This window comes from Streptomyces tsukubensis (genome assembly GCF_003932715.1).
Classification (GTDB): domain Bacteria; phylum Actinomycetota; class Actinomycetes; order Streptomycetales; family Streptomycetaceae; genus Streptomyces; species Streptomyces tsukubensis.
In genome coordinates this window covers 6387054-6410066 of record NZ_CP020700.1, presented here as the reverse complement: position 1 = coordinate 6410066, position 23013 = coordinate 6387054, and the positions used below count along the sequence as shown (strand labels likewise).

Sequence of the window (23013 nt, the reverse complement as noted above, 5' to 3'; positions counted from 1 at the left end):
TCGCCCACAGGGGAACCATGCGCCCGAACGACCCCATCGCCCAGCGCTTTCCACTCATCGCCCGGCCTCGCCCCGCCTGCCCACCGGTCCATGAGCGCATCCACGCACTGCTCGACCGCGCCCGGACAGCAGCGAAGGAGAACGATCCGTCACGAGCCTCAGCCGTCTACAACCAGTCGGCCCTCCTCGCTTCCGACCTCGGTCTTCCCACCCTCGCCCGTGACCTGTGTCATCGGCACGCGGACGCCTACCTCCACGCCTGCCCGCTGACCGGCCCGAGCGCCATCCGGGCGCTGGAACCCGTCGTCAACCTCGCCCGGCTCCACATCCGCGCGAGGAACGGAGACATCGCCCGACAGCACCTCCTCGCGCTGTATGAAGCCGTCAGTATGGGTACCGACGTGCAGCTCGGCCGCGTCACCGTCCCCGCACGCCTGACCGCGACGGCCGAGGACCGCCACGAAGTCCGGACCTGGCTATGGACAGTTCTAGTCGCCGACGGAACAAGGGCCCTCACCACCCAAGGCCGGTGGAACGACGCGCTCACCCACATCCAGAAACACCGTGGCATGGGCAAGCGGATGCTCGACGGACGCCAAGTCGCCGTTCTCGCCGCACTCACCGCAGACGACCCCGTCCACGCCACCGCTCTCCTCCACGCCACCACACCCGGCGAACCGTGGGAACAAGCCGTGACGGCGTGCCTCACTGCGCTTTGCCGCCGCGCCGCTCAGCAAACCGCCGACCTCGATGTGGAAAACCTGGTGGGCATGTACGGCGGACTGGAACCCGAACCCGGCACGGCCATCTTCAACATCCGACTCGGACTGACGATCCTAGACGTCATCGGAGCCGACATCGCCACCGCCCGTCACATCGCAAATGAACTGCATCACCGGGCGACCAAGCAGAACGACGGATACGCCGCCCTAGAGAATCTGCGGCATCCCCTCTTCAACGCCCTCGCCTCTGCGGAACAGCAAGGGGAGTGCCGAGAGATCCTGGGCGCGTGCTCCCTCGGGGCTGGAAGGCTCCCCGACGAGTTGCGCAAACTGCTAATGGCAGCGGTGAGCACAAGCGACCGTACGATCCGAAGGACTGTCCATGTTCGGCCCACCCTCCCACCGCTCTAGGTGTATTGACCCGCAGGGTTGTTAACGCGGCTGATGGGTGGGTGTCCGCCGAGGGCGGTGTGGCTGCGGTGGTGGTTGTAGGTGTGGAGGAAGTCTGCCAGGGCCCGGGTCCGCTCGTCGTTCGAGTGGTAGGGCCGCTGGTAGGCCCATTCGTCCAGGAGGGTGCGGTTGAAGCGTTCGACCTTGCCGTTGGTCTGTGGCCGGTAGGGCCGGATCTTCTTGTGGGTGATGCCGGTGGCGGCCAGGGTCCGGGTGAACAGCCGGGCTTTGTAGCAGGAGCCGTTGTCGGTGAGGACCCGCTGGACGGTGATGCCGTGGGCGGTGAAGAACGCGTTCGCGCGTTGCCAGAAGCCTGCGGCGGTGTGCTGGCGTTCGTCGGGCAGGACCTCGCTGTAGGCCAGGCGGGAGTGGTCGTCGACGGCGGAGTGGACGAACGAGTAGCCGATCACCGGTTTGCTGCTTTTGCGGGCATCGGTGGTTGCCTGGCGGTGTGCTTCGCCGGCGGCTCTGCCCACGGTTCGCCAGCCGCCGCCGTCGGGGATGTTGCCCAGTTTCTTGATGTCGACGTGGACCAGTTCGCCCGGGCGGGCGCGTTCGTAGCGTCTTACCGGTTCGCCGGTGGGGCGGTCGAGCCAGGCGAGCCGGTTGAGACCGTGGCGGACCAGGATCCGGTGCACGGTCGAGGCGGGCAGGCCCAGGATCGGCCCGATGCGGGCTGGGCCGAGCTTGCGTTCGGTCCGCAGCCGGCACACTTCGTCTTCCGTCACGGCCGGGGTGCGGTGCGGAGTCGTGCGCGGGCGGCTGGAGCGGTCGAGAAGACCCGCGTCGCCCTCGGCCCGCCACCGGCGGACCCACTTGTGCGCGGTCGGCCGGGAGATGCCCATCTCGGCCGCCACATGCGCGACCGGACGGCCCGCGAGAACACGCTCGACCAGGATCCGCCTGCCGTGAACGGTCAGCCGGGCATTACGGTGGGACACGAAGACCTCCGTGTGCGGTGTGGAGCCTAGACACCTCCACCACACCGGAGGTCTTCGCCATGATCAAGACCCGGAACCGTTAACAACACTCGTGGTCAATACATCTAGATCGCGGGTCCGGCAGCGCCCGCTCCGTCCTCGACCGGGCCCGGGAGCGTGAAGAACAGGCTGCCTCTCCGGCCCAGGACCGGCTACTGGCGGCGTACAGGCCAGGTGACGGCACCGCGCGCCGCCCGGACGACAGCGTCACCGGACAGACCCCGGCACCGGTCGTCGGCGCCCGGCATCGCACCGGTGGGACGCGGCCCCGCCACACGCACAAAGACGGCATTAACACCATCGGAAGGGAATGCCTGGACGGCTTACTTCTCTTCCCGCCTTTCTGGCGCTGGCCCACTTGTTCCGGGTGGGTTTCTCTACGGGCAGACCCCATGCTCGTGAGCTGAGGTGGTTAACTGCAGCCTGGGTACGTTCCGCAAGGGTGGGGTGAGCGATTCCGCCCCTGCAAAGTTCCTGATGGAATGTCTCGACCATCGCTTGGGCGATCTCGGCGTCTGTGCCGTTCAGAGGGTTCTGAGTGCCGACAGCATCGCCGAGGACGAGGAATCCCCTAGGCCAGCAGAGCTGCTCATCGTAATGGTGGATACGCCGGGGCGGAATACGGACCAAATCGGGATCGCCGACAGGGTCGGCCTGGGCTATGTGCGAAATTCCGGCGCTCAAGGTCCGCCATGAAGCTGGGTTCTCGACCGATGCTTCCGTGGAGCATGTGAGGACCCACTTCCGGTCTTCCACTGGGGCAAGGATCATGGATGGGTTCCACACAATATGGGATGGCATTCCAGGAAGTTCGTATTCCTGTTGAGTGTACGTCAGTGCCGCTCTTTGCGTTGTTTGCCGGGTGGGTGGCAGGCCAAGGGCGGTCAACCAGTCCGCGGCGGATGACCGGCCGCTGCAGTCGACGACGAGCGGTGCGTGGACCTCCTCTGTCGCGCCGTCATCGAAATTCACGCGCACCCCGGTGACCTCGCGGCGTGATCCGAGGAGCCCTACGGCAGTCCCATTCCGGACGGACAGATGGCCATAGAATCCGTGCTCCATAGCGAGGTTCGCATGCAGCGTGGTCCGGAATAGCTGCCGGGTGCAGGAGAGTACTTTCGGGTGCGAGGTGCCCCAGCGTGGCGCCGGTGCGCCGGAGGATACGAGTCCTTCCGGCAGAGGTATGGGGCTGGCGCCGGCGTCGAGGAGTTGGGCTCCTAGGCCGGGGGCCCACGTATCGGCGTCGTGGAGACTCCCCCACGGGAGGAGGTGCGGTGTGTTCGCGTACTCGTCGGCCTTGCCTTCTTTGTCGCCGGTGAGCAGCAGTACGTGGTTTCCTCCGCGGATGGATGCCAGCGCTGCGAGAGCCCCTGTGAATCCGCCCCCGATGACGATGCCGTCGTAGGTCTGCGCCGGACTCATACCTTTTCCTTTCGCTGGCTGACTGAATCATCGTGAATGGGGCTGCTCACGGGCTCGGCTCTTTGGTCCGGCGCGGTGATGGGCCTTTTTGTTGTGCTTGGGCTACGAGGGGTGAGTGGCGCAGGACCAGGGAGAGGCGGATGAGACCGATAGCGGTGTCTGCGGACTTCACGGTCCAGCGGTCCGGGGGTGCGAGCGGTGGTGCTGTGCGGGTTTTCGCGACGATGGCGGCGGTGATGACGGCGGCGTCCGCTTCGAGGCAGGAGGCGGCGGGCGAGCGCCCTGCTTCGAGGGCGGATTGGTAGGCCCGTTGTGCGGTTGTGCGGTCGCAGTGTGGTGCCAGCCGGAGAAGGGCGTCATGGATGTCGCGCTCGCGCTGGAGCAGGCGCAGGTCTGTGGAGGACCACCACGGCAGTGGGGCGGCACTGGTCGGGGGGATTTCGGGACGCAGCTCGGTCCACAGCGGCCTGAGGGCGTGGTAGTGGCGGCCGGTGCGCCAGCGCGACATCGCTCCCTGGCTCACGGTGGGGATGAGGAAGCCCACGCCGGTCAGCACTGCTGATACCGCCGCGATCGCGAAGGCGGCGTCGGTGGAGAGCCAGTCGAAGTTAGCGCCTGTCCACCGGGCGACGATGGCGATTACTTTCAGGATGTCGTAACCGAAAGCGAGAACGGATCCGGCGGCGACCGTGAGCAGGCTGGCGCGGAGCGCGCCGCGGACTTGCCGGGACCAGCGCCAGCACAAGAGCGTCATGGTGACGGCTGCGATGGTGTGGGCGAGGAGGTAGAGGAGGATCATCTCGCGGATGAAAGGCGTGCTCGCGTAGTAGGTGTCGAGGTCGCGCAGGCGCTCGACCGGTGCGTCCCCGAGGATGAACAGCACCCAGAGGGCGACCACGACCACGCCGTAAGCGCCGAGACATAGCCGGGTGGATCGGCGGGTGCTGTCGGTGTCGCCGTCACGCCAGTAGATCAACAGGACGATGCTGGATCCGGAGAACGCGGTCAGGACGCAGTACACCAAGGGGGCCGCGAGGTTAGGTATGCCGCTCAGGTCGTTGATGACGCGCAGCACGGGCGGGGCGGCGGTCGCGAAGACGAGGAAGGCGACCGCAAGTACCGCGCAGATCGAGCGCAGGAAGACGTCACGGGGGTTCCGTACGAGGGCTGCGAGTTTGATCAGGGTGGTGGCGAGAAGAACGCCGGCGGGGATGGCGTAGGCGATTCCTGCGGTCATCGGATTGGCAGGGGGGAGGCGTGGTGCATGTGCGGTTCCGGTGGTGGGGGCGGGGTCGGCCAGGGGGCGGGGACGCTAGGGGATCCGGTGGCCGAGGCTGGCCTGGATGCGTGCGGCGACCCCTTCGGAGGCGGGGCGGTCTTCGAGATAGGGGCGGAACGCTGTGCCCAGCAGGAGGCCAAACGTTTCTGCGTCTGCCTCCTCTCCAGCGTTGCTGGTGTGGGACCGGGCTGCGAGGGCCTTGAGGGTGCCGACATCGAGGTTGAGTCTGTCGGTGAGGCCGCGTGCGGCGATGGTGGCTTCGGGGAGTGGGTGAGCGTGGCACTCCCCCATCAGGACGTGCCAGATCTCGTGGGAGAGGATGACCAGCTGGTGGAGGGTGGTGGTGTTGCGTTCCACGACGATGATGATGCGGTCGTCGAGGGTGATGGCGAGTCCGCTGGCTGTCCGGTCGGGGAAGGTCTCGAATCGGAGGTCGACGGGAACGTCGACGCGGGTCTCCAGGTAGGCCCGGATGGATTCGAAGAGGGCGTCGGCGTCGGACGGCACTGGCTGGATGCCGGCCATGATCTGGGCTCGCAGGCGGGTCATCTTGCGTTTGCTCACGGGGGCTCCACCGGAAGAAGCTCTGCGGACGGTCGGTAGTCGGCTTCGCGGGCGTGGTCAGGTTTTCGGTGTTGCGGCGATGCGGTCGATGAACAGCATGAGCGCGGCTTCGGCCTCAGGGTCCATCTCCCTGTCCCCGAGCCGGAGTGCGATTCTCATAGCGGCAGGGGTGGTGACAGTGTCAGCGGCGCCCGCAGCAAGGCTGCGGAGGCGCGGGGTCACGTCCCTGGTGAGCACTCGCGCCAACGCCCTCGGCGGCTCGTCGGTGAAGAATTCCACCGGAACGCGGAAGAAGTCCGCTATCGCCTTGGAATGGGCTAGTTTGGGAATCTTCGGCTTGATCAGCAACTGACTGAGCCACGCCTGGGTAATGCCGCACCCGTCGGCGATCTCCGCACGGGTGTACGGCCGACGCCGGAGGATTCCGTCTTCGCCCTCGTACTCGCACTGCCGCGTCTCGGTCAGGAACCGGATGCGGCGTTGAACCTCGGCATCGAACCCCGGCTGCGGGATCTGCTGCCCCGCAAGCAGGGACCGCAGGTCGGTCTCGGACAGCGAGGTTTCGTAGGAGAGGTGATTGAGGTCGAACACCCCTTGTTGGTCAAGTCCTGTTTCGGGCAGGAGCGTTGTGATCTCCTGGAGGCTCGCCGCTAGTTGTCGGTATCCGTCAGTCACGGATGCTCCCAGCAGTGTCGAAGGGCGGCCATGGCGGCCATATCAACGGCTGTTGACGGCCACATAGCCTGTGACCAGCAGGAACACTAGATCACGCCACCGATGGTTGATGCAATCATTCGACTGTTGACGCGCACGGGATGCGGGTGCAAGATCGCACTGTGCAACCACAGAACCCATCCCTCACCCCCGACTTCCTGACTGGAAAACGCCCTTGCTGGACTCGGTGACGTCCCGAGGGCAGCGGCTGCATGTCCAGTCGGCCGACGGGGCACCGGACAGCGGACCCGTACCGCAGAGGGCCGTGGGAGTAGCTGCGTTTCAGAGCTGTACGGCGGTCAAGAGCTATGTATGGACTTCCGGGCAGGGTCTGTGGTGTGTTGCTGAACCGAGCAGATCCTGCTTGGGAACCAGCCCGCCACGAACCCTGAAATGAAGAGGCCGCCCGGCAGCGAACGCGGCACCGCAGAAAAGTGACCAGAACGACGGCGGCGCCTGAGAGTTCGAACCTCTCAGACGCCGACCGACTTGAAATCGCGTCTCGTGCCCCGGCAAGGGCCCGATTCGCCCAGTGCCGCACCAGCCCCATTCCCAGAGGACACCTGGTGCGGCAATACCTCAGAGGAGAGTCTTACATGCCTCCTGCCCTGCACGGAAGGCCGGGGTTCCCGGCCGGTGCGGCAGCCCGCCCCGTAACGACCCCCGTCGGGGGTGTCGTCTGATGGCCCGGATTCGCACCATCAAGCCCGAAATATGGGAGTCCGAGGACATCGCCACGGTTTCCGTGACGGCGCTGGTGACCTTCGTCGGGCTGCTCACCCAGGCCGACGACGAGGGCCGGTTCCGGGATCACCCGGCAATCATCGCCGGGCGCATCTGGGCCCTGCGGCAGGAGCACACGCCCGCGCACGTCGCGCAGGACTTGGAGGAGCTGGCCACCGCCGGGCTGATCTGCCGGTACACCGGCTGCGACGGCCGTACGTACCTCCACATCGTGACGTGGGAGCGTCACCAGAAGATCAACCGCGCCAGCGAGTCGAGGCTGCCGCGGTGCTCCGGCCACCAGGGTCACCGGAGCTGCGGCCGGTGCGAGAAGGGCGCCTGCCCCGCGCCCGCCGGTGCACCGGTGCACCCGACCGTTGCGGCGGCGCCCGCGCCCCCTCCTGCGACACCTGTGGATGACCGTCCAGCCGACCGGGAGGGCGCGGCAATCGGTCCGTCGGTCTCGCTGGACCCGGCTCCGGAGCCAACCGGCGACCAGGACCCACGGCCTGGAAAAGCCGCAGCTCAGGGCACATTCGTCGCTGGATTCAGTGAGGACTCACGGCCTGGATCTAGGATCTTGGATCCTGGATCTTCCCGTAGGGGGCGCGACGCGCCCGCACCCGACGCCGCCCCGGAGAAGGTATCCGCACAGGAGCTGGTGGCCGAGTACGTGAAGGACTGCCAGCAGCGCCCGCCGGGCGATGTCGTCGGCCTGCTCGGCCGGAAGATCCGGGGGCTGCTCGACGAGGGCTTCAAGCCTGCCGACATCCGGGCGGCGATGGAGCGGCTGCGGGCCAAGGGCCTGCATCCGAGCGTGCTGCCGAGCCTGGTGAACGAGGTCGTCAACCCGCCCGCCCTAGTCGGCGCCGGGGCGCCGAGTGCCGCCTTCGGCGGGGCCCCTTGGGCCAGCACCGCCGCCTACCGGCCGTACTTCAACCCGACCACCCCCGAGCCGACGACGTTCGGAGGCAGCCTGTGACCAGCACCCTCGTCCGCTCGAAGGACCCGCAGCCCGCGATCGGGGACCGGCTGCGCGCCCGCCTGGAGGCCCGGCTCGCCGAGCGGGGCATCGACCCCACCACCCCGCTGCCGCCGAACGTGCCGGAGCCGGTCCCGGCGCTGGAGGCCGCCCAGCGGCGGATCCCCTACGACTACCGGGAGGCCCTCGCTTCGCACCCGGAGGTCGTCGCCTGGACGCGGACCATCGCGGAGGCGGCGACCGCCCCCTACGCCGGTGACCGGCACGCCCACTACGGCACCGCTGGGCGCCGCGTGATCACCCGCGGCCCCTCGCTGCTGCTCTGGGGCCCCACCGGAAGCGGAAAAACTTTCGAGGCTTTCGGGGCGATCCGGTCGCTGACCGCCGCCGGGTGCGCGGTGCCGTGGCTGGCCACCACCGCCGCCGACCTCTACGGCGAATTGCGCTCCCGCACCGGGCCGGACCCGGAGGAGCTGCTGCGCCGCTACACCCGGATCCCGGTGCTGCTGCTGGACGACCTCGGCGCCGCGAAGAACTCGGAGTGGACCGAGGAGATCACCTTCCGGCTGCTTAACCACCGCGCGCAGAATCGTTTCCCCACGCTGATCACCAGCAACCTCGCCCCCGTACGCAACCCCGAGGCGGACCCGCGCCAGCCGGTGCTGCGGGACCGGCTCGGCGACAGGCTCCTGTCCCGCCTGTCCGGCATGTGCACCGCGATCGAAGTGGCCGGCCCCGACCGCCGCTTCCAGCGCCGCTGACCCCTCCCCCGCTCTCCTCCCGCCCGGCGCGGCACCCGCCCCGCGCCCCTGCCCGCCCCGCCCGAAGCCCGCAGACCCTGCCTCTGTCGCAGACGTGCCGCCGGCCCGGCGAGGCGTACCCGGAGAACCCCTTGCGCTACATCACCACCAACGACGACCGACCGATCCTGCGCGGAATCGCCGACCACAGCTGGCACGCCCGCAGCGCCTGCCGCGACCTGTCTCCCGCCGAGGCCGACAAGCTGTTCTTCCCCCTGCCCCGCGACCACAAGGCCATCGCCCAGGCCAAGTTCATCTGCGGCGGATGCCCGGTCAAAAAAGCGTGCTTCAACTCCGCCCTGGAGCAGGGCTCCAAGGAGGGCGTCTGGGGCGGAACGACCGAGAAGGAACGTCGCCCCTGGCAGGCCAAGCTCCACGCGCGCCTCGACTACGAGCGGGTTCGTGCCGCCTTCCTCGGCCGCGACGTCCACCTCTCGACCGCGGAGCGCGAAGCCGTCACCCGCCACGCCTACGTCCGCGGCTGGAGCCCCGAACGCCTCGCCCACACCCTCCGGCTCGACCTGGACTACGCCCGCGACCTGATGCGCGAGGCAGCGCACGCCCTCGCCGACCGCGACCGGTACTGGGGCCTGTACGGCACCGCCGGGGACCAGGACGAGGACGGCACGCCAGCTCAGGATTCCGGGAGCGACGACGATACGGAGGACGCCGAGCAGGACGAGGCGCCCGCGGAGGAGATTTCCCCGGTCGCCCGGCACATCCACACCCAGGCCCTGATCACCGCGCTCGGAAAGGCCGCATGATCCCGCGCACCACCCCGCCCGACACCGCCGTCTCCGCCATCAGTGCCCCTCACCCCTCGGCTCCCGTCTCCCCCGGCTCCTCCACCACGGCGACGGAAGGCCGCACGATGAGTCGGCAGTCCGCCGAGCAGTGGACCCTCGTCACCGCGGGCGTGGTGATCATCGCCCTCACGGGCGCCGCGTTCTGGCTCTCCTACGCCCACCTCGCGGAGGTCGCCGGGCAGCACGGGCTCGGGCACTCGCCTGCCCGGCAGTGGGCCTGGCCCGCGACCCTGGACGCCGCGATCGTCGCGGGCGAACTGCTGATGCTGCGCGCCGGACTGCGCAAGGAGGTCGACTGGTGGGCCATCGCCCTGACCGCCGCAGGCTCGGTCGGGTCGATCGCCCTCAACATCGCCGGCGTCAGCAGCACCGGCAACGGCGGCTCCGTCCCCGTCCTCGACTACGTGGTCGCCGCCGTCCCGCCCACCGCCGCCCTGGTCGCCTTCGGCGTCCTCATGCGCCAGATCCACCGGCTCGTCGCCCACCCTGGCGATCACATCGAGACGCCAGCAGTCGCCCCAGCACCGGCCGTCATGCTCGCCATGGCCACCGATACCCATGGTGCCCTGGAGCAGCGGACCAACACCGCCATGGGACCGGACCACAGCACCGGGCCGGACGATTGGCCCAGGGTCGCGGACCAGACCAGCAGCAGTGCGACGGACCAGTCGAACACCGCCGACGCGGACCACGCGCCGACCGGTGCGGACCACCACCCGGCGCCCGTTCCGGAGCGGACCAACCCCGCGGACCAACCGGGCGCGGACCAAGATCGGAAGGCTGCGGACCAGCCGAACGCCGGACCGGACCACCAGCGGACCACCGATGCGGACCAGACCGAGGTTGTGGACCAGCCGGGCGCGGACCACGGCACCGGCACACTGCGGGCCAGCATCACCGCAGGTCAGGCGGCAGACCAGCCCGCGGACCACGAACGGACCACGCAGCCCGCGCCCCCCGGTCCGAGCGTCGGCGGCGGCGCGGACCACCGGGTGAGCCGCAGCTCCCGCCACCGGTCCGCCGCGGACCACCGCCCGGACCAGACCGATCACACACCGGCGGACCAACCGCCCGCAGGCCAGGATCGGAAGGCTGCGGACCAGCCGAACACCGGGCCGGACCATCAGCGGACCACCGCCGCGGACCAGACCGTGATCGTGCGGGAGCGCCCGCGGACCACCATCGCGGACCAAGGCGAGGACGAACCGGTGCCGATGGAGCGCCTCGTCGAGCTCGCCCGGACCGCCGCCCTGACCGAGGGGCGGATGACCCGCCGCGTCATCCGGCCCTACCTCCGCGCCCAGTCCATCCAGATCAGCAACGAGCGCTTCGCCGAACTGCAGACCCGGCTCTACCAGGACCCGGCCCTCGCCCACCTGCCCCGCTCCCAGCGAAAGACCCGATAGACCATGAAGACCTGCCACCGCTTCACCCGCATCCGAGCCGGACACGAGCGCGACATCCAGGGCCTGCTCAACCACGCCGAGCGTCACCCGAACCAGGTCTCGGGGAAGGTCAGCGCGAAGCGCGCCATCGGCGCCAAGCACGCCATGGCCCGCGCCCTGTCCCGCCATTTCGAGCGCTGCCGGGAATGCGGCTGACCAGCCGAACCCCCACCTCCCCCACAGAAGGCCCCCCTCGCCCCTGTTCCTTCGCGGTACCCCGGCCATGTGCCGGGCACCGCGCCCCTCTACCCCGGAGATCCCCATGTCCCCCCGAGACCCCCGTAGGGCGCCCGTCACGGCTGCCGAGGCCGGCGCGTGGGCCGACACTTTGGTCCACCACGGGCTGCTCCACGCCGCCGTCCACGTGCCGACCGGGCAGTGGCTTGTCCAGCGGACCCCGACCGCGCCGGTCCGGGTCCTCGCCGGACCGGTCGACGTGCTACACCTCGCCGCCCAGCTCCAGGCACACGCCCGCACCCGCGGGAGCCGTATCCGATGACGAACCCACCCGTCCCGCCAGCCTCCGACCAGGGTTCGCCAACCACCAACTCAACCCGGGAACGAGCAAGTTATCCCATAAGTAGCACTCCCGTCGGGAGTGCTACTTATGGATTCCCCGCCCCGGGGGTGGCGGGGCCGGACCCGCGCCGGGGGGCGCGGGTCCGGGCGGATGAGGCCGGGGGCGGCCCTCATCCGGAGGAGGAGACGCCCGAGCCGTGTCACGCGTCCAACTGCACGCACACAGACAGCGTTCCGCCCCCGCCACGCCGTAATCGTGCGCGCAAGAAGCCCGCCGACAAGCGCGTGCACATGATCGCCAGCCGCTTCAGCGACGACGAGAAGAAGCGTCTGCTCGCTGCCGCCGAAGCGTGTTCCATGACGCCGTCCGGCTTCCTCGCCCACGCCGCTCTCGCAGCCGCCCGTGATCTGTCGCGCACGGCCGCCGAGGTCGCCGAAGAACGCGAGATGCTCACCGAGCTGTTCGCGCTGCGCCGTCACCTCGGCCACATCGGCAACAACCTGAACCAGGTCGCCAAGACCCTCAACTCCGGAGCCGACGCCCCTCAGACCGAAGCAGTCCTCCAGGCCGTCCGCCGAGCCGCCCGGCGGATTGAGGAGTTCACCCAGCAGCAGGTACGACAAGCCGGCCCGACATGATCCCCCGGGTCCACAAACGCGGGACACGCACCATCGGCCTCCTCTACTACCTCTACGGCCCCGGCACGCACGAGGAGCACACCGACCCTCACCTGGTCGCGGCCTGGGACAGCCTCGCCCCCGACCCCGGCCGCGACCCCGACGCGACGTACGCCGACCTCCAGCAGCTCCTCGACCAGCCCGTCGAAGCAGCCGGAGGCCGGCGCGGGAAGCCCCACGTCTGGCACCTGTCGCTCCGGGCCGCACCCGAGGACCCGGTCCTGACGGACGAGCAGTGGGGCGAGATCGCACGCCGGATGGTCGCGGCCACCGGCATCGCCCCTGCCGGCGACAACGCCGGGTGCCGCTGGGCAGCCGTCCGGCACGCCGACGACCACATCCACATCATCGCCACCCTGGCCCGCGAGGACGGGCGCACCCCCCGGCTCAACAACGACGCCGCCCGCGGCCAGGCCGAAGCCCGCCTCATCGAAGCCGAATACGGACTCCGCCGGCTCAACGCCGGTGACGGAACCGCAGCCCGGCGGCCGACCAGCGCCGAACGCCACAAAGCCACGAGGGAGAAGAGGGAGCGCACCCCCCGGGAGGAACTGCGGGAGACAGTCCGCCGGGCGGTCGCCGGCACCCAGGACGAGACGGAGTTCTTCGACCGGCTCGCCGCCGCCGGACTCCTCGTCCGGCAGCGTGTCGCGCCGTCGGGAGACCTCCTCGGCTACACCGTCGCCCTCCCCGACGACCGCAACGGAAAGGGAGAACCGGTCTTCTACTCGGGGTCGAAGCTCGCCCCCGACCTCTCCCTCCCCCGCATCCGCGAACGCTGGACCACACCCGACGAGCCCCCGGTGGAAAACACCGAGGAGCAGCCCGTGGGGCTGCGGCCTGTGCCCGTCACCGGTCCGGCGGGAGCGCGACGCCGTGCGACGGAGGCGGTGTGGCGGGCGGTGCTGGTGGTCGACCAGGGCGACGACACCGCGGTGGCGGCTCAGCTGGCCGGGGCCGGGGAGGTCCTCGACGCCCTGGCCAAGACGAGCGCAGCGCATACACGCCAGCAGCTGCGGGACGCGGCCTTCGCGTTCGAGCGGGCGACCCGGTCCCACGTCAGGGCTGCCGCCGGGCACGGCCGGGCGCTGCGCCGGGCCGCCCGGGACCTTGCTTATGGCGGGCCCGCGCTGGGGCGGGGTGAGGACGGCGCGACCACGGCCATGGTCATCGACATGGCGGTCTTCCTGGTCACCGCCGCCGCGCACTGGCACGCCCGGAGAGGGCACGCGCAGCAGGCCGCCGCAGCCCGCGAGGCCGCCACGCATCTGCGCGCCGCCTATCAGCAAGCCGCCGCACACCCGATCGCCGCGCTCCGGGAGCGGGGCCGACGGCTCGCGCTGCCTATCCAGCACCGGCAGGCCGCGGTCGTACGGGCCGCACTGCCGCAGGAGCTCGCCGACCAGGTCCTCGGCGAGGCGGCCTGGCCCGCGCTCGCCGCAACCCTCGCCGACACCCAGACCTCGGGCCACGACCCCGTACGCCTCCTCAGCCAAGCCGCCGGACACCGCGAACTCGACACCGCCGAATGCGTCACCGAGGTGCTGGTGTGGCGGCTGCGCCGCATGGCCGGCCTCCCTGCCGATACCGCTCTGCCCCCGGCCGGCGCGCCCGCCGGGCCGTCGCCGCGAGGCCCGGCCGCCATGCCCGCCAAGCCCTCCGACCAGCCGCGAAGGGTGAGATGAGCGTCACGATCAGTAGACGGTCGAGGGAAAGGGGAACGGGATGTTCAAGCGCAAGCGTGAGGCGCGGGAGCGCCAGGAGCTGCGGCAGGCCAGCCTGGCGACGTGGGAGTACTTCCAGAGCCTTCCGTGCCCTGTGGAAGAACTGGAACTGGAGGAGGCACGGGAGCGGGAGCGGGCAGCTGCGACGGCTGCGGCCTCCGGGCCCGCCGCGGTGGTGGACGATTTCCTGACGCCGGATTTCGTCGCGCCGTCCCTGCGTCCGATGTCCGGGATGATGATGCCCCTGGCGCCGTCCCGTCGTCGAGGGCAGCGAGATCGTCACCTGCTCCGGGTGCGACGCCTACCGCGACTGGATCGTGCTCAGCACGCAGGGCCAGGTGTGGCTGCGGTGCCGCGCCGGACACCTCACTCAGCACACGCGCCTGGACACGGGCTGGTTCAACCGCAACAGCGGCACCATGACGCACGACCACGGCAGCCTCGACGACTGGATCCGCTTCCTCGGCCAATGACCACCCACATCCCCGATGCAGCGACACCGAGCCCGACCGGCACCATGTGTGGTCGCAGCTGTCGATGTTCACCGCTGCCGGACGCGACAGCGTCGTCAAGCAGACTGCTGTCCGCGCCGGGACGGTGCTGGTCGTCGTCTCGGGCTCACCGGCCCTGGTCGATACCCACGTCGAGAAGGCGCTCGCCGAGGCCGCCCCGGGAGCCTGAACGCGAATGGGCCGGCCCCCGCAGTCTGCGGGGGCCGGCCCATTCGCGTTCGAAATGCCGCGGGTCTGACGTCAGGGTGCAGGATGCACGTCGCGGGCCGTCATCGCCCGCAGCTCACCGAACCCGGTGGTACGTACCGGCGCGGGCCTCGGACAGGTGGCCCAGGAGGTCGCGGCGCCAGCTCCGCGCGTAGGTGAGGCAGTTGGCCTCGCTGTTGTGGGTGCCGCAAACGCGCTCGTACCGGCCGGCCTTCGACCACGCCATGCTGTCGGCGGAGGCCACGTGCGGCCACGAGACGGCGAGACCCGTCTTCTTGTAGCCGAAGGCGTGCAGTTTCAGGCCCATGGCGTGCAGGTCTTCCAGGATCCAGCCCGCCGTGAACGTGCCGGGCCGGCGGCAGATGCTGCCCACGCCGACCAGGGGCTCCTTCGTGAGATCGACCCCGGCCGCGGCGAACTTCTCGGCGCAGCGCTCGTAGTGGGGCCGGAGCCAGCCCTGCAGGACGGGGATGATCGGGAGGTCGGGGGCGTGCCAGCGCAGCGTCAGGAAGTTGGCGACGGTCAGTTCCTGGTGCTTGTCGATGGACAGGCCGGTCATGCGCAGCGCGCCTTCCTCGCACATGAGATCCTGCTGGCTCGCCCAGGCAAGTCGGCCCACCTCATCGCGGTACCGATAGATCTGGCGGACGTACTGCCGGGGTGTGGTGCGCCATTCGCCGTATGTGGTGATCTCGGTGAAGCCGCCGCTGTCGAGTGCCCACGGGCCGAGAGCCCGCGGGAGCGTCCGGACACGGGCGAGCTGGCGGTTCGATATGAACAGCGGTACATCGGTCTGCTTGAGCCAGTACGGACGGTGCGCACCGAGCCAGAACGTCGGCAGAGGTGGCGCTGGGGCGGGAAGGGCGATGTTGCCTCCACAGGATGGGGACAGTTTCGGGACAGGAGCGTCCCGAACGGAGGTGCTTCTCAGGGGAAGACGATTCGCGGCGGGCCGGCCGGGCGGTCCGAGCCCGGTCCCGCCGGGAGACTGCTCCCGGTCAGCCGGGCGGGATGACGGTGAGCCGGTCGCGGGCGCCGTCGGGCAGGGTGCGGCGGGGTACGGGGGCGGGTGAGGCGAGGGAGGAGGCGAAGGCGGCGACGAGGTCGTGGGGGACGCTGGCGCTGAAGGTGGCGCACCACAGCAGTCCGGTGCCGGTGCACGGGTCGGCCCATGCCTGCCAGCCGGCGAGGCCGGGGCGGGGGTCGGCGTCGAAGACGTGCTCGGGGATGGCTTCGAGGGAGACGGTGGCGGCGAGGTCGGGGGCGGTGGCGGTGGTGGCGGGGTGGTCGATATCGAGGAGCCAGCCCTGGGCGACGAGCGCGTCCAGCACGGTGTGGGGCCCGGTGAAGCCAGCAGTCGGTTCGGTGCGGGCGTTCAGGGCGAGGAGGAAGTCGGCGACCGCTTCGTGCGGGACGCCCTCGGTGATGTAGACGTTCCATTCGCGCAGCACGCTGTCCGGGTGGGCGCGGGCGGTGATCTGCCACGCGACGGGGAGTCCGCCGAGCTCGATCGGATAGCAGGCGCGCACCCATTCCGCGCCGCACAGTCCGTCCGGACTCGTATAGAGGAGTGTGCTGCGGCTGGTCGGCCACATCCGCCAGCCCAGGCCGGTGAGGGTGGCGCCGACCTGTTCGGCGAGAATGCCGTCGTCGCCGGCCAGGTGGCGCGGAACAACCCAGAACAGGTCGCGGCCCGACGGGTCGTTGTGGGAGGGGACGAGGGGGTGGTGGGGGTTCAGCGGCTCTTCCTCCTGCTCGTTGTGCGACCTACTGGCCCGCGGCAGGGCGGGTGGCCCTGCGGCGCGAGCGCGCGGGAGCTGTGGTCGGTTCCTGCCAGGCAAGCCGGACCGCGACCTGCGGGGGCAGGGGCCCGAGCTGATCGCCGGAGTCGGCAAGGAACACCACGGGTTCTCCGGTCTCGTCCCGGGCCTCGACCACGCCGGCGATCGTGTGGGCCATGGGGAAAAACGGGTTAACCGCGAGCCGCACCGGGGCGGCCGGGTCGAGGGCGGACAGGCGGTCGATCAGATCGCCGACCGTCATCTCCGGGACATCAGGGGACTGCGGATTCACCGAGGGATCTCCTTGGACATAGGGGTGCGAATGCCGGGGGCTGGGTACGGGCCGCGAGTGAGTGCCGCGTGAACTCCGGTCCCGGCAACCGTACGAGCGAGCCGGCGGCCCGGTCGGCGGGGTCAGCGCGGCTGAGAGGTAGTGAGGACGGCCGCTACGGCGGCGGCCACGATCTGCGCCGGGGTCTCGGTGTCGAAGGACACCTGGTAGCCGGGAACCTCGGCTGTCCCGGTGACGGCAAGTTTCCAGCCCTCGCCGTCGGTCCCGGGACGGCCTCCCGGGAACCAGCCCAGGTGGAAACGGCCATCCCTGCTGTTGATGTGGACGTCGGCGCGGTCGTCGACGACCAGTTTGAAGTCGGTGTCGGAGAACTGGTCGAGCACCGCGGCCGGCTGGCCCGGGCCGAGCTGCCAGGAACGCAGCCGCAGGGCCTCGACAGTCGTGGAGAATGCGGGCGGGGCGATATCGACGGTCACGGCAAACCCTTCTCTGAACTGCGGGTTTCCGGGGAAGTCGTCTACGTTGACATGCCCCTGGCGGTTCTTCCAGTCCTTGCGGGATCTTTCCTGTCTGCCCCGGGCGAACTGTCCGTTGACATCCAATGTGGGTTCTCAGAACCGGCGCCATATTCTCCGCGCCGACAGCACAGCGAGGCCACATGTGGTGACTTGCTGAGAATCGCTGTTCAGAGGACTCACTCTTTCGGGCGATGCAGGTCAGTTCGGCCTGCCCGCTTCGTTGCGGCTGGGATCGTGGGGTTTGCAGGTACTGCCCGAGCTGGGGGTGCGTCGTGGACGATCCCGCCGTAGAAGTCAGCGTTCGCTTTCCCCACGGCAAGCTCGTGGAGGACCTGTCGTGGACAACAGTGTCCGTCGACCTGCTGAGGTCGGCGACTCCGTGGCGGACGTTCCGGTGGCACCGAGGACAGAGGCACTATTCCGGAAGCTACTGGGCAGCGACCATGCGTGAGCAGGTGATCTACGAGTCACGGCTGGAGCTGACGAAACTCCTCTACGCCGACTTCGACCCGCTCGTGCACGGCATTGTGGCCCAGCCGTTCCTGATGAAGACCATGGCGGGGGCCACGGTCCGAAGCCATATCCCGGACTATCTGCTGATCACCGGCCAGGGGCCGGTGGTGGTGGACGTCAAGCCGCACCGGCAGCTGACCAGGCCAGAGGTGGCGATCACCTTCGACTGGACCCGGCGGGCGGTGGAGGCCCGGGGCTGGCGGTACGAGATCTGGAGCGAACCGCCGGAAGCGGAACTGGAAAACATCCGCTTCCTGGCTGGCTTCCGCCGCGACTGGCTCTTCCGTCCTGAGGTACTCGACGAACTGCGCCTGGCCGACCTCGACGGAGTGCCGTTGGATGCTGCGGTGCAGCAACTTCCCCGCTGGCCGGGGCCCTGTGTCCGCGCTGCAGTCCACCACCTGTTGTGGACGCATGAGCTGCGGGTAGACCTCGGCGAGCCGCTGGCCCCCTCGCGGCTGTTGCGGCGGACAGCGTGAGCGGGGCCGGGGCCCGGGTGGGGGTCGGAACACGATTCCGCTACGACAGTGAGAGCGTCGAGGTGGTGGAGATGGCCGCGACGGCAGCCGGTAACGAGGTGGTCCTCAAGGACGAGCGGGGGCGGCTTCTGCGCTTGTCGTTGAAAGAACTCCTGTTCTCCGACCGGGCGGCCCTCATCGCCGATCAGCCCGGCCCGTCGGCGGACGATGACCAAGAGATTGCCTCGGTGGTTCTGGACCAGCTGCAGGCGAGCGAACGAAGTCAGGTCCTGGAACGGGCCGGACATGTACGGGAGCTGCTGACGGGCTTCCGCTCAGGGAGCCCTGAGCTGGCAGGCAATGGGGAACCTCGCCGCGACTACGTGCCTGGCGGGCCGGTGGAACCCAAGTACACGGCCAAGGCGAAGGAACTGGGGATCCACGTCCGCACCGTCAAGCAGTGGGTGGCTGACTTCCGGCGGCACGGCGAAGCCGGGCTGGCAGCGAAGAAGAAGCAGTCCCGGGGGCCAACCGCCAAGGCCGATGAACGATGGGTGGAAGCGGCCTTGGAAGTGATGGCCGAGCACCTGGGCGAGTCGACACCCACACGGAAGATCGTGATCGAGCGCACCCGCGCTCGCGTGATTGCCCGCCACGGCGCCGATTGTGTTCGTCTCCCGAGCCAGGCGACGGCCTACCGGATTCTTTCTGAGCTGGAGCGCCGCCATCCGCTGTTCCGGCTGGCGGCGAAGCGGAATCGGGACATCGCCGACCGGCCCGAGGGCCCGTACGGGAAGCTGCGGCCGACGCGGCCGGGCGAGTACATGCTGATGGACACCACCCGGCTGGACGTGTTCGCGTTCGACCCGCTCACGCTGCGGTGGGTACAGGCCGAGCTGACGGTGGCGATGGACTGGTACACCCGCTGCATCACCGGTCTTCGGGTGACGCCGGTGTCTACGAAGGCGGTGGATGTGAGCGCGGTGCTGTTCCAGTGCTTCCGGCCGCGGCCTGCGGGGCGGGACTGGCCGCGGGGTGCGCTCTGGCCCGAGCATGGCATCCCGCGTGCGGTCCTGGTCGATGTCGAGGGCGCGACGGGTGCGGGGCTGGCCTCGCCGCCGGTGGTGCCCGAGACCCTGGTGGTCGATCACGGCAAGGTGTACGTCTCGGAGCATCTGACCAGCGTGTGCCGCCGGATGGGCATCTCCCTGCAGCCGGCCCGGCTGCGCACGGGCCGGGACAAAGGGCCGGTGGAGCGGTTCTTCCGCTCCCTGCGCGAGGGCCTGCTGGAGGCGCTGCCCGGCTACAAGGGGCCGGACATCCACTCGCGCGGTGAGAACCCGGAAGGCGATGCGTTCTTCTTCCTCGACGAGCTGGAGGCGATCATTAGGGAGTGGGTCGCGGTGGTGTACCACTGCCGCCCGCATGCTGGTCTGGTCGATCCGGGGGTGCCGGGCCTGCGGATGTCGCCAGCCCAGATGTTCGAGCACGGTATGGCGCGCGCCGGATACATCGAAGTGCCGCGGGACCCCTGCCTCGCTTTTGAGTTCCTGGCGACGAAGTGGCGCACGGTCCAGCACTACGGCGTCGAAATCGACCGGCGCCGCTACCGCGGGCCAGGTCTCCCCGCCCCGGGTATCCGCAGCCCGTACGACGGGCCGGGAAAGAACAGCTGGCCGTTCCAGGTCGACCCGGACGACATCACCCGAATCTTCTTCCGCCACCCTGATACCCGCGCCTGGCACACCCTTGTCTGGGAACACGCACCGGCTGCCCGGATGCCGTTGAGCGAGGACGCGCTGGCTTTCGCCCGGAAGCTGGCCGCGGCCAAGCACCGCTACCCCGATGACCGGCTCGCAGTCGCGGGCCTGCTGGATCGGTGGAACCTGGGGCTGGGCACCACGCTCGCCGAACGGCGCATGGCCCTGCGCCTGTCCCGCGAACAGGCAGGCATCGACCTGCCGGCCACCGAGGAGCTCGCACCTGCTGCGCTGCCGTCCGTACGCCGCGCCCTGGGACACGGCAGCGAATCGGTGGCAGCACCCGTACTGCGGGAGGAAGCCGTTGAGGGCGGGGACGATGACGCGGCGGACGACCTGGACGGCGACGGCGGCTTCTACGCGGACGCGCTGGAGGACGTGTGAGCATCCCGCCCCGGCTGGACCCGGGGAATCTGGCGCTGTCACGCAAAGAGGACTTCAAAGCGTTCGTCGACACGCCCCGACGTGACCAGCCGCAGGCGTTGAACCGGTCCGAGCTGGCCGCCCTGACCGTCGACGAGCGAGACGCCTACAACCGGCAGCGCCGGGGATGGCATGCCAACCTGGGGCCGATCCGTACCCCACAACTGGCAGCACTGCACGAGGACTTGTGGGACATCCTCGACAGCAACGTGCAGGACGGCGACAAGGCCAAGGGAGCCGTGGCCGTGGACGCGTTCCCGGGCCTGGGCAAGACGACCGCCGTCTTGGCGTTCGCCCGCGAGTTCCACCGCCGGGAAATCGCCGAGCTGGGCGAGTTCACCGCCCTGGGGCACGAGCGGTGGCCGGTGTGCCGGGTGGGGCTGACCGGCAACACGGGGATGAAGGACCTCAACCGGGCCATGCTGGAGTTCTTCGGCCACCCAGGAAGAGTCACTTCCACAGCCGCCCAGCTCGGCCTGCAGGCCCTGGACTGTGTCCTGTCCTGCGAGGTCAGACTGCTCGTCCTGGACGACCTGCACTTCCTGAAGTGGCGCAACACCAGCGGCATCGAGGTCAGCAACCACCTCAAATGGATCGCCAACGAGTTCCCCGTCACCCTCCTCAAGGTCGGCGTGGGCCTGGCCGACAAGGGCCTGTTCAGCGAGGGCGAAACCGTCGGCGAGACAGCTCTGGCCCAGACCGGGCGGCGCACCACCCGCCTGGACATGCCGCCCTTCACCATCGACACCGAGCCAGGCCGCCGCCACTGGCGGCAGCTCCTCCTCGCCCTGGAGCAGCGCATCGTCCTGGCCGACACCCACCCCGGCATGCTCGCCGACAACCTGTCGGACTACCTCTTCGCCCGCAGCACCGGACACATCGGCTCGCTGATGACACTGATCAACCGCGGCTGCCAGCGCGCCCAGCGCACCGGCACCGAACGCCTCACCCAGGACCTCCTCGACCAGGTCAAGAACGACACTGCCGCCGAACAGGCCCGCCGGGAACTCACTTATGCGCTGCACGCGGGCAAGGCCACCAGCCGGCCACGCCGGACCCGGGGCTCCCGATGAGGACTCTGCCGCTGCGGTACGCACCGCATCCAGGCGAGGCGCTGGACTCCTGGCAGGAATTCCTCGCCCACAAGCTGCACTGCCCCTTCACCGACGTGCTCCGCGCGCTGGGCCTGCCCAACCGTGACCCGGCCCTCGCCGCCCCGGTCCTGCCGCGCTGGACCACCCTGGCCGCCCGGGAGGAGCTGGCCGCCATCGCCCAGGCCACCGGGGTACCCGAGACGGTTCTCACCAAGATGACGCTGCAGCCCTTCGACGGGCACGCGGTGGTGATCCTCACCGAACGGCGCCAGGTGCACCGGCAACTGCTGTGGGGGCGCTCGGGCTCCCGCTTCTGCCCCGCCTGCCTGGAGGAGAGCGGTGGACGCTGGCAGGTGACCTGGCGCCTGGGCTGGTCCTTCGCCTGCACCCGCCACCACGTTCTGCTCGCCGACCGCTGCCCCGCCTGCGGGCACATTCCGCGCCTGCGTGCCCACCCCCGCGGTGAGACTCCCCGCCCGGGGCTGTGTGCGAGCGCAGCACCGGGCACCGGACCCCGTCCCCGCCGCTGCCACCACCGCCTCGCCGCCGCCCCGGTCACCGCGATCGCACCCGACGGCCCTCTGTCGCAGACCCAGCGCCTGATCGAGACCCTCCTCGTGGCCCCGGACCGTGCGGTGTGCTGGCCGCTGTACGGGCCGGCGGGGGCGCCGTTGGGGGTGGTGCTGCGCGACGCGAAGTGTCTGGGAGCGCTGGTCCTCAACCATGCAACGTCCACCGATCTGCAGCCGATGGCCCCGGCCGACGTACTGGACCAGCTGGAGCGCTACCGCACCGACCCGCTGCCCACCACGTCGCAGCGCACCCCGGACACCCGGCGGGTGGACCGGCACAGCTACTTTGCCCCCGCTGATTCCGCAGCGACTGCCATAGCGGTCGCGGCGGCGATCCGAGTCCTGCAGGCCGCGGACATCCACGCCGCGGGCAGCGCCGTGCAGTGGCTAACTGACCGGGTGGCCGCCACCCGCCGCCAGCTCCACCCCGGCAACATCGTCGGCCTCGGCGGAACCGTTTCCCCGGCACTGGAAGCAGCCCTGCGCAACAGCCGGGAAGCACAGATCATGCCGGTCGCCCGACTGCGCCACCGCACCGCCATCCACTCCACCCGCCCACCGGCCGACCAGGACGTGCGGGCCCGTATGCTGCCCACCGCCCTGTGGCCCGCATGGGCCCTGCGGCTGTCTCCGCGGCACCCGGACGGCAAACCAGTGGCCCGGCGCGCGGACGAACTCCTCGCCGTGGCCTGCCTCCTGGTGGGCAACGCGACTTCCATCGCCGCCGCGACCCGCCTGACCGGCACCACCGTCAGCAGCCACAACGTTTCCACTCTCCTGGCCGACCTCACCCGGCGTGACGACTGCACCGACGTCCTGCACGCGCTGATCCTGCTGGCCGACCACCTCGACACCCACGGCGCCCCGATCGACTACCACCGCCGCCGCACCCTGTTCACCCCCGCGCCCACTTCCTCGACCCCCAGGTCTGGCGGACCCTGCAGAGCCGGCTGCGCTCGAACCACACCCCCGGCGCCGCGCACGCCCAACGCTGGATCTTCCAGGTCCTGACCGGATCCCCCGCCCACCTCGCCCACCCCGACATCGCCCCCACCTCCGCCTCTCAACGCCAGCA

The 23013-nt window shown here is 69.9% G+C and carries 22 protein-coding genes and 1 pseudogene; 14 read left to right on the top strand and 9 right to left on the bottom strand.

From position 1 onward, the window contains the following. Positions 1-17: 17 nt before the first annotated feature. Complete coding sequence (locus B7R87_RS26645) at positions 18-1133, top strand: hypothetical protein (RefSeq protein WP_006345939.1); 1116 nt, start codon at positions 18-20, stop codon at positions 1131-1133. On the opposite strand, the gene B7R87_RS26640 is transcribed toward B7R87_RS26645, so the two are convergent. The 5 genes from B7R87_RS26640 to B7R87_RS26620 all read right to left on the bottom strand — a co-directional run bounded on the left by B7R87_RS26640 (position 1130) and on the right by B7R87_RS26620 (position 6092). Next, positions 1130-2113 (bottom strand): IS481 family transposase, encoded by a 984-nt coding sequence (locus tag B7R87_RS26640; RefSeq protein ID WP_130585460.1) that lies wholly within the window; start codon positions 2111-2113, stop codon positions 1130-1132. The genes B7R87_RS26645 and B7R87_RS26640 overlap by 4 nt on opposite strands. A 330-nt stretch (positions 2114-2443) precedes the next feature. Continuing rightward, the gene (locus B7R87_RS26635) at positions 2444-3574 is read right to left on the bottom strand and encodes an FAD-dependent monooxygenase family protein (RefSeq protein ID WP_130585281.1); all 1131 of its coding nucleotides are present in this window, start codon (positions 3572-3574) and stop codon (positions 2444-2446) included. 46 nt (positions 3575-3620) lie between these two features. Next, positions 3621-4811, bottom strand: coding sequence for an MAB_1171c family putative transporter (locus tag B7R87_RS26630; protein WP_006345940.1), 1191 nt, complete (start codon positions 4809-4811; stop codon positions 3621-3623). Between the two features lie 75 nt (positions 4812-4886). Further along, positions 4887-5417 (bottom strand): hypothetical protein, encoded by a 531-nt coding sequence (locus tag B7R87_RS26625; protein ID WP_052704600.1) that lies wholly within the window; start codon positions 5415-5417, stop codon positions 4887-4889. Between the two features lie 57 nt (positions 5418-5474). Continuing rightward, the gene (locus tag B7R87_RS26620; RefSeq protein WP_130585280.1) at positions 5475-6092 is read right to left on the bottom strand and encodes a helix-turn-helix domain-containing protein; all 618 of its coding nucleotides are present in this window, start codon (positions 6090-6092) and stop codon (positions 5475-5477) included. 721 nt (positions 6093-6813) lie between these two features. Between B7R87_RS26620 and B7R87_RS26615 the strand changes: the two genes are divergently transcribed. From B7R87_RS26615 to B7R87_RS33220, 9 genes and pseudogenes are all read left to right on the top strand, one after another. Further along, positions 6814-7836 (top strand): hypothetical protein, encoded by a 1023-nt coding sequence (locus tag B7R87_RS26615; protein ID WP_006345943.1) that lies wholly within the window; start codon positions 6814-6816, stop codon positions 7834-7836. After that, complete coding sequence (locus B7R87_RS26610; RefSeq protein WP_006345944.1) at positions 7833-8597, top strand: ATP-binding protein; 765 nt, start codon at positions 7833-7835, stop codon at positions 8595-8597. Before B7R87_RS26615 ends, B7R87_RS26610 begins: the two co-directional genes overlap by 4 nt. 131 nt (positions 8598-8728) lie before the next feature. Further along, the gene (locus tag B7R87_RS26605; RefSeq protein ID WP_006345945.1) at positions 8729-9400 is read left to right on the top strand and encodes a WhiB family transcriptional regulator; all 672 of its coding nucleotides are present in this window, start codon (positions 8729-8731) and stop codon (positions 9398-9400) included. 107 nt (positions 9401-9507) lie between these two features. Beyond that, positions 9508-9931 (top strand): annotated as a pseudogene (locus B7R87_RS33835) (DUF2637 domain-containing protein); the annotation flags it as partial. 920 nt (positions 9932-10851) lie between these two features. Further along, positions 10852-11043, top strand: a complete 192-nt coding sequence (locus B7R87_RS26595; protein WP_006345947.1) for a hypothetical protein — start codon at positions 10852-10854, stop codon at positions 11041-11043. 654 nt (positions 11044-11697) lie between these two features. Continuing rightward, positions 11698-12045 (top strand): plasmid mobilization protein, encoded by a 348-nt coding sequence (locus tag B7R87_RS33830; protein ID WP_006345949.1) that lies wholly within the window; start codon positions 11698-11700, stop codon positions 12043-12045. After that, a complete protein-coding gene (locus B7R87_RS26585; protein ID WP_006345950.1) occupies positions 12042-13769 on the top strand; it encodes a relaxase/mobilization nuclease domain-containing protein in 1728 nt (575 codons plus the stop codon). The genes B7R87_RS33830 and B7R87_RS26585 overlap by 4 nt, the downstream gene beginning before the upstream one ends. 356 nt (positions 13770-14125) lie before the next feature. Further along, entirely contained in the window at positions 14126-14281 is a 156-nt protein-coding gene (locus B7R87_RS33825) for a hypothetical protein (protein ID WP_006345951.1), read from the top strand. A 46-nt stretch (positions 14282-14327) separates the two neighbouring features. Continuing rightward, positions 14328-14489: a hypothetical protein gene (locus B7R87_RS33220; protein WP_164516021.1), complete on the top strand. Its 162-nt coding sequence runs from the start codon at positions 14328-14330 to the stop codon at positions 14487-14489. A 114-nt stretch (positions 14490-14603) separates the two neighbouring features. Here B7R87_RS33220 and B7R87_RS26575 read toward each other — a convergent pair whose 3' ends face one another. The 4 genes from B7R87_RS26575 to B7R87_RS26560 all read right to left on the bottom strand — a co-directional run bounded on the left by B7R87_RS26575 (position 14604) and on the right by B7R87_RS26560 (position 17076). Beyond that, positions 14604-15368 (bottom strand): deazapurine DNA modification protein DpdA family protein, encoded by a 765-nt coding sequence (locus tag B7R87_RS26575; protein ID WP_040913810.1) that lies wholly within the window; start codon positions 15366-15368, stop codon positions 14604-14606. Positions 15369-15525: 157 nt separating this feature from the next. Further along, positions 15526-16266, bottom strand: coding sequence for a DUF317 domain-containing protein (locus B7R87_RS26570; RefSeq protein ID WP_040913825.1), 741 nt, complete (start codon positions 16264-16266; stop codon positions 15526-15528). Positions 16267-16294: 28 nt separating this feature from the next. After that, positions 16295-16600, bottom strand: coding sequence for a hypothetical protein (locus tag B7R87_RS26565; RefSeq protein WP_006345955.1), 306 nt, complete (start codon positions 16598-16600; stop codon positions 16295-16297). Positions 16601-16722: 122 nt separating this feature from the next. Then, entirely contained in the window at positions 16723-17076 is a 354-nt protein-coding gene (locus tag B7R87_RS26560) for a DUF317 domain-containing protein (RefSeq protein WP_006345956.1), read from the bottom strand. Between the two features lie 365 nt (positions 17077-17441). On the opposite strand from B7R87_RS26560, the gene B7R87_RS26555 reads away from it, so the two are divergent. From B7R87_RS26555 to B7R87_RS26540, 4 genes are read left to right on the top strand one after another with little or no spacing between them, the layout of a single operon-like run. Beyond that, the gene (locus tag B7R87_RS26555; RefSeq protein ID WP_164516024.1) at positions 17442-18110 is read left to right on the top strand and encodes a TnsA-like heteromeric transposase endonuclease subunit; all 669 of its coding nucleotides are present in this window, start codon (positions 17442-17444) and stop codon (positions 18108-18110) included. Further along, complete coding sequence (locus B7R87_RS26550) at positions 18107-20233, top strand: helix-turn-helix domain-containing protein (RefSeq protein ID WP_006345958.1); 2127 nt, start codon at positions 18107-18109, stop codon at positions 20231-20233. The genes B7R87_RS26555 and B7R87_RS26550 overlap by 4 nt, the downstream gene beginning before the upstream one ends. Beyond that, entirely contained in the window at positions 20230-21345 is a 1116-nt protein-coding gene (locus tag B7R87_RS26545) for an AAA family ATPase (protein ID WP_006345959.1), read from the top strand. Before B7R87_RS26550 ends, B7R87_RS26545 begins: the two co-directional genes overlap by 4 nt. After that, entirely contained in the window at positions 21342-22949 is a 1608-nt protein-coding gene (locus tag B7R87_RS26540; protein WP_006345960.1) for a TniQ family protein, read from the top strand. The genes B7R87_RS26545 and B7R87_RS26540 overlap by 4 nt, the downstream gene beginning before the upstream one ends. The last annotated feature ends 64 nt before the right edge of the window (positions 22950-23013 follow it).

Bases quoted from the DNA above. Each gene is read 5' to 3' on its own strand.
- B7R87_RS26595 (WP_006345947.1), top strand. From the start codon at position 10,852: ATGAAGACCTGCCACCGCTTCACCCGCATCCGAGCCGGACACGAGCGC.
- B7R87_RS26635 (WP_130585281.1), bottom strand. From the start codon at position 3,574: ATGAGTCCGGCGCAGACCTACGACGGCATCGTCATCGGGGGCGGATTC.
- B7R87_RS26585 (WP_006345950.1), top strand. From the start codon at position 12,042: ATGATCCCCCGGGTCCACAAACGCGGGACACGCACCATCGGCCTCCTC.
- B7R87_RS26645 (WP_006345939.1), top strand. From the start codon at position 18: ATGCGCCCGAACGACCCCATCGCCCAGCGCTTTCCACTCATCGCCCGG.
- B7R87_RS26615 (WP_006345943.1), top strand. From the start codon at position 6,814: ATGGCCCGGATTCGCACCATCAAGCCCGAAATATGGGAGTCCGAGGAC.
- B7R87_RS26540 (WP_006345960.1), top strand. From the start codon at position 21,342: ATGAGGACTCTGCCGCTGCGGTACGCACCGCATCCAGGCGAGGCGCTG.
- B7R87_RS33830 (WP_006345949.1), top strand. From the start codon at position 11,698: ATGATCGCCAGCCGCTTCAGCGACGACGAGAAGAAGCGTCTGCTCGCT.
- B7R87_RS26630 (WP_006345940.1), bottom strand. From the start codon at position 4,811: ATGACCGCAGGAATCGCCTACGCCATCCCCGCCGGCGTTCTTCTCGCC.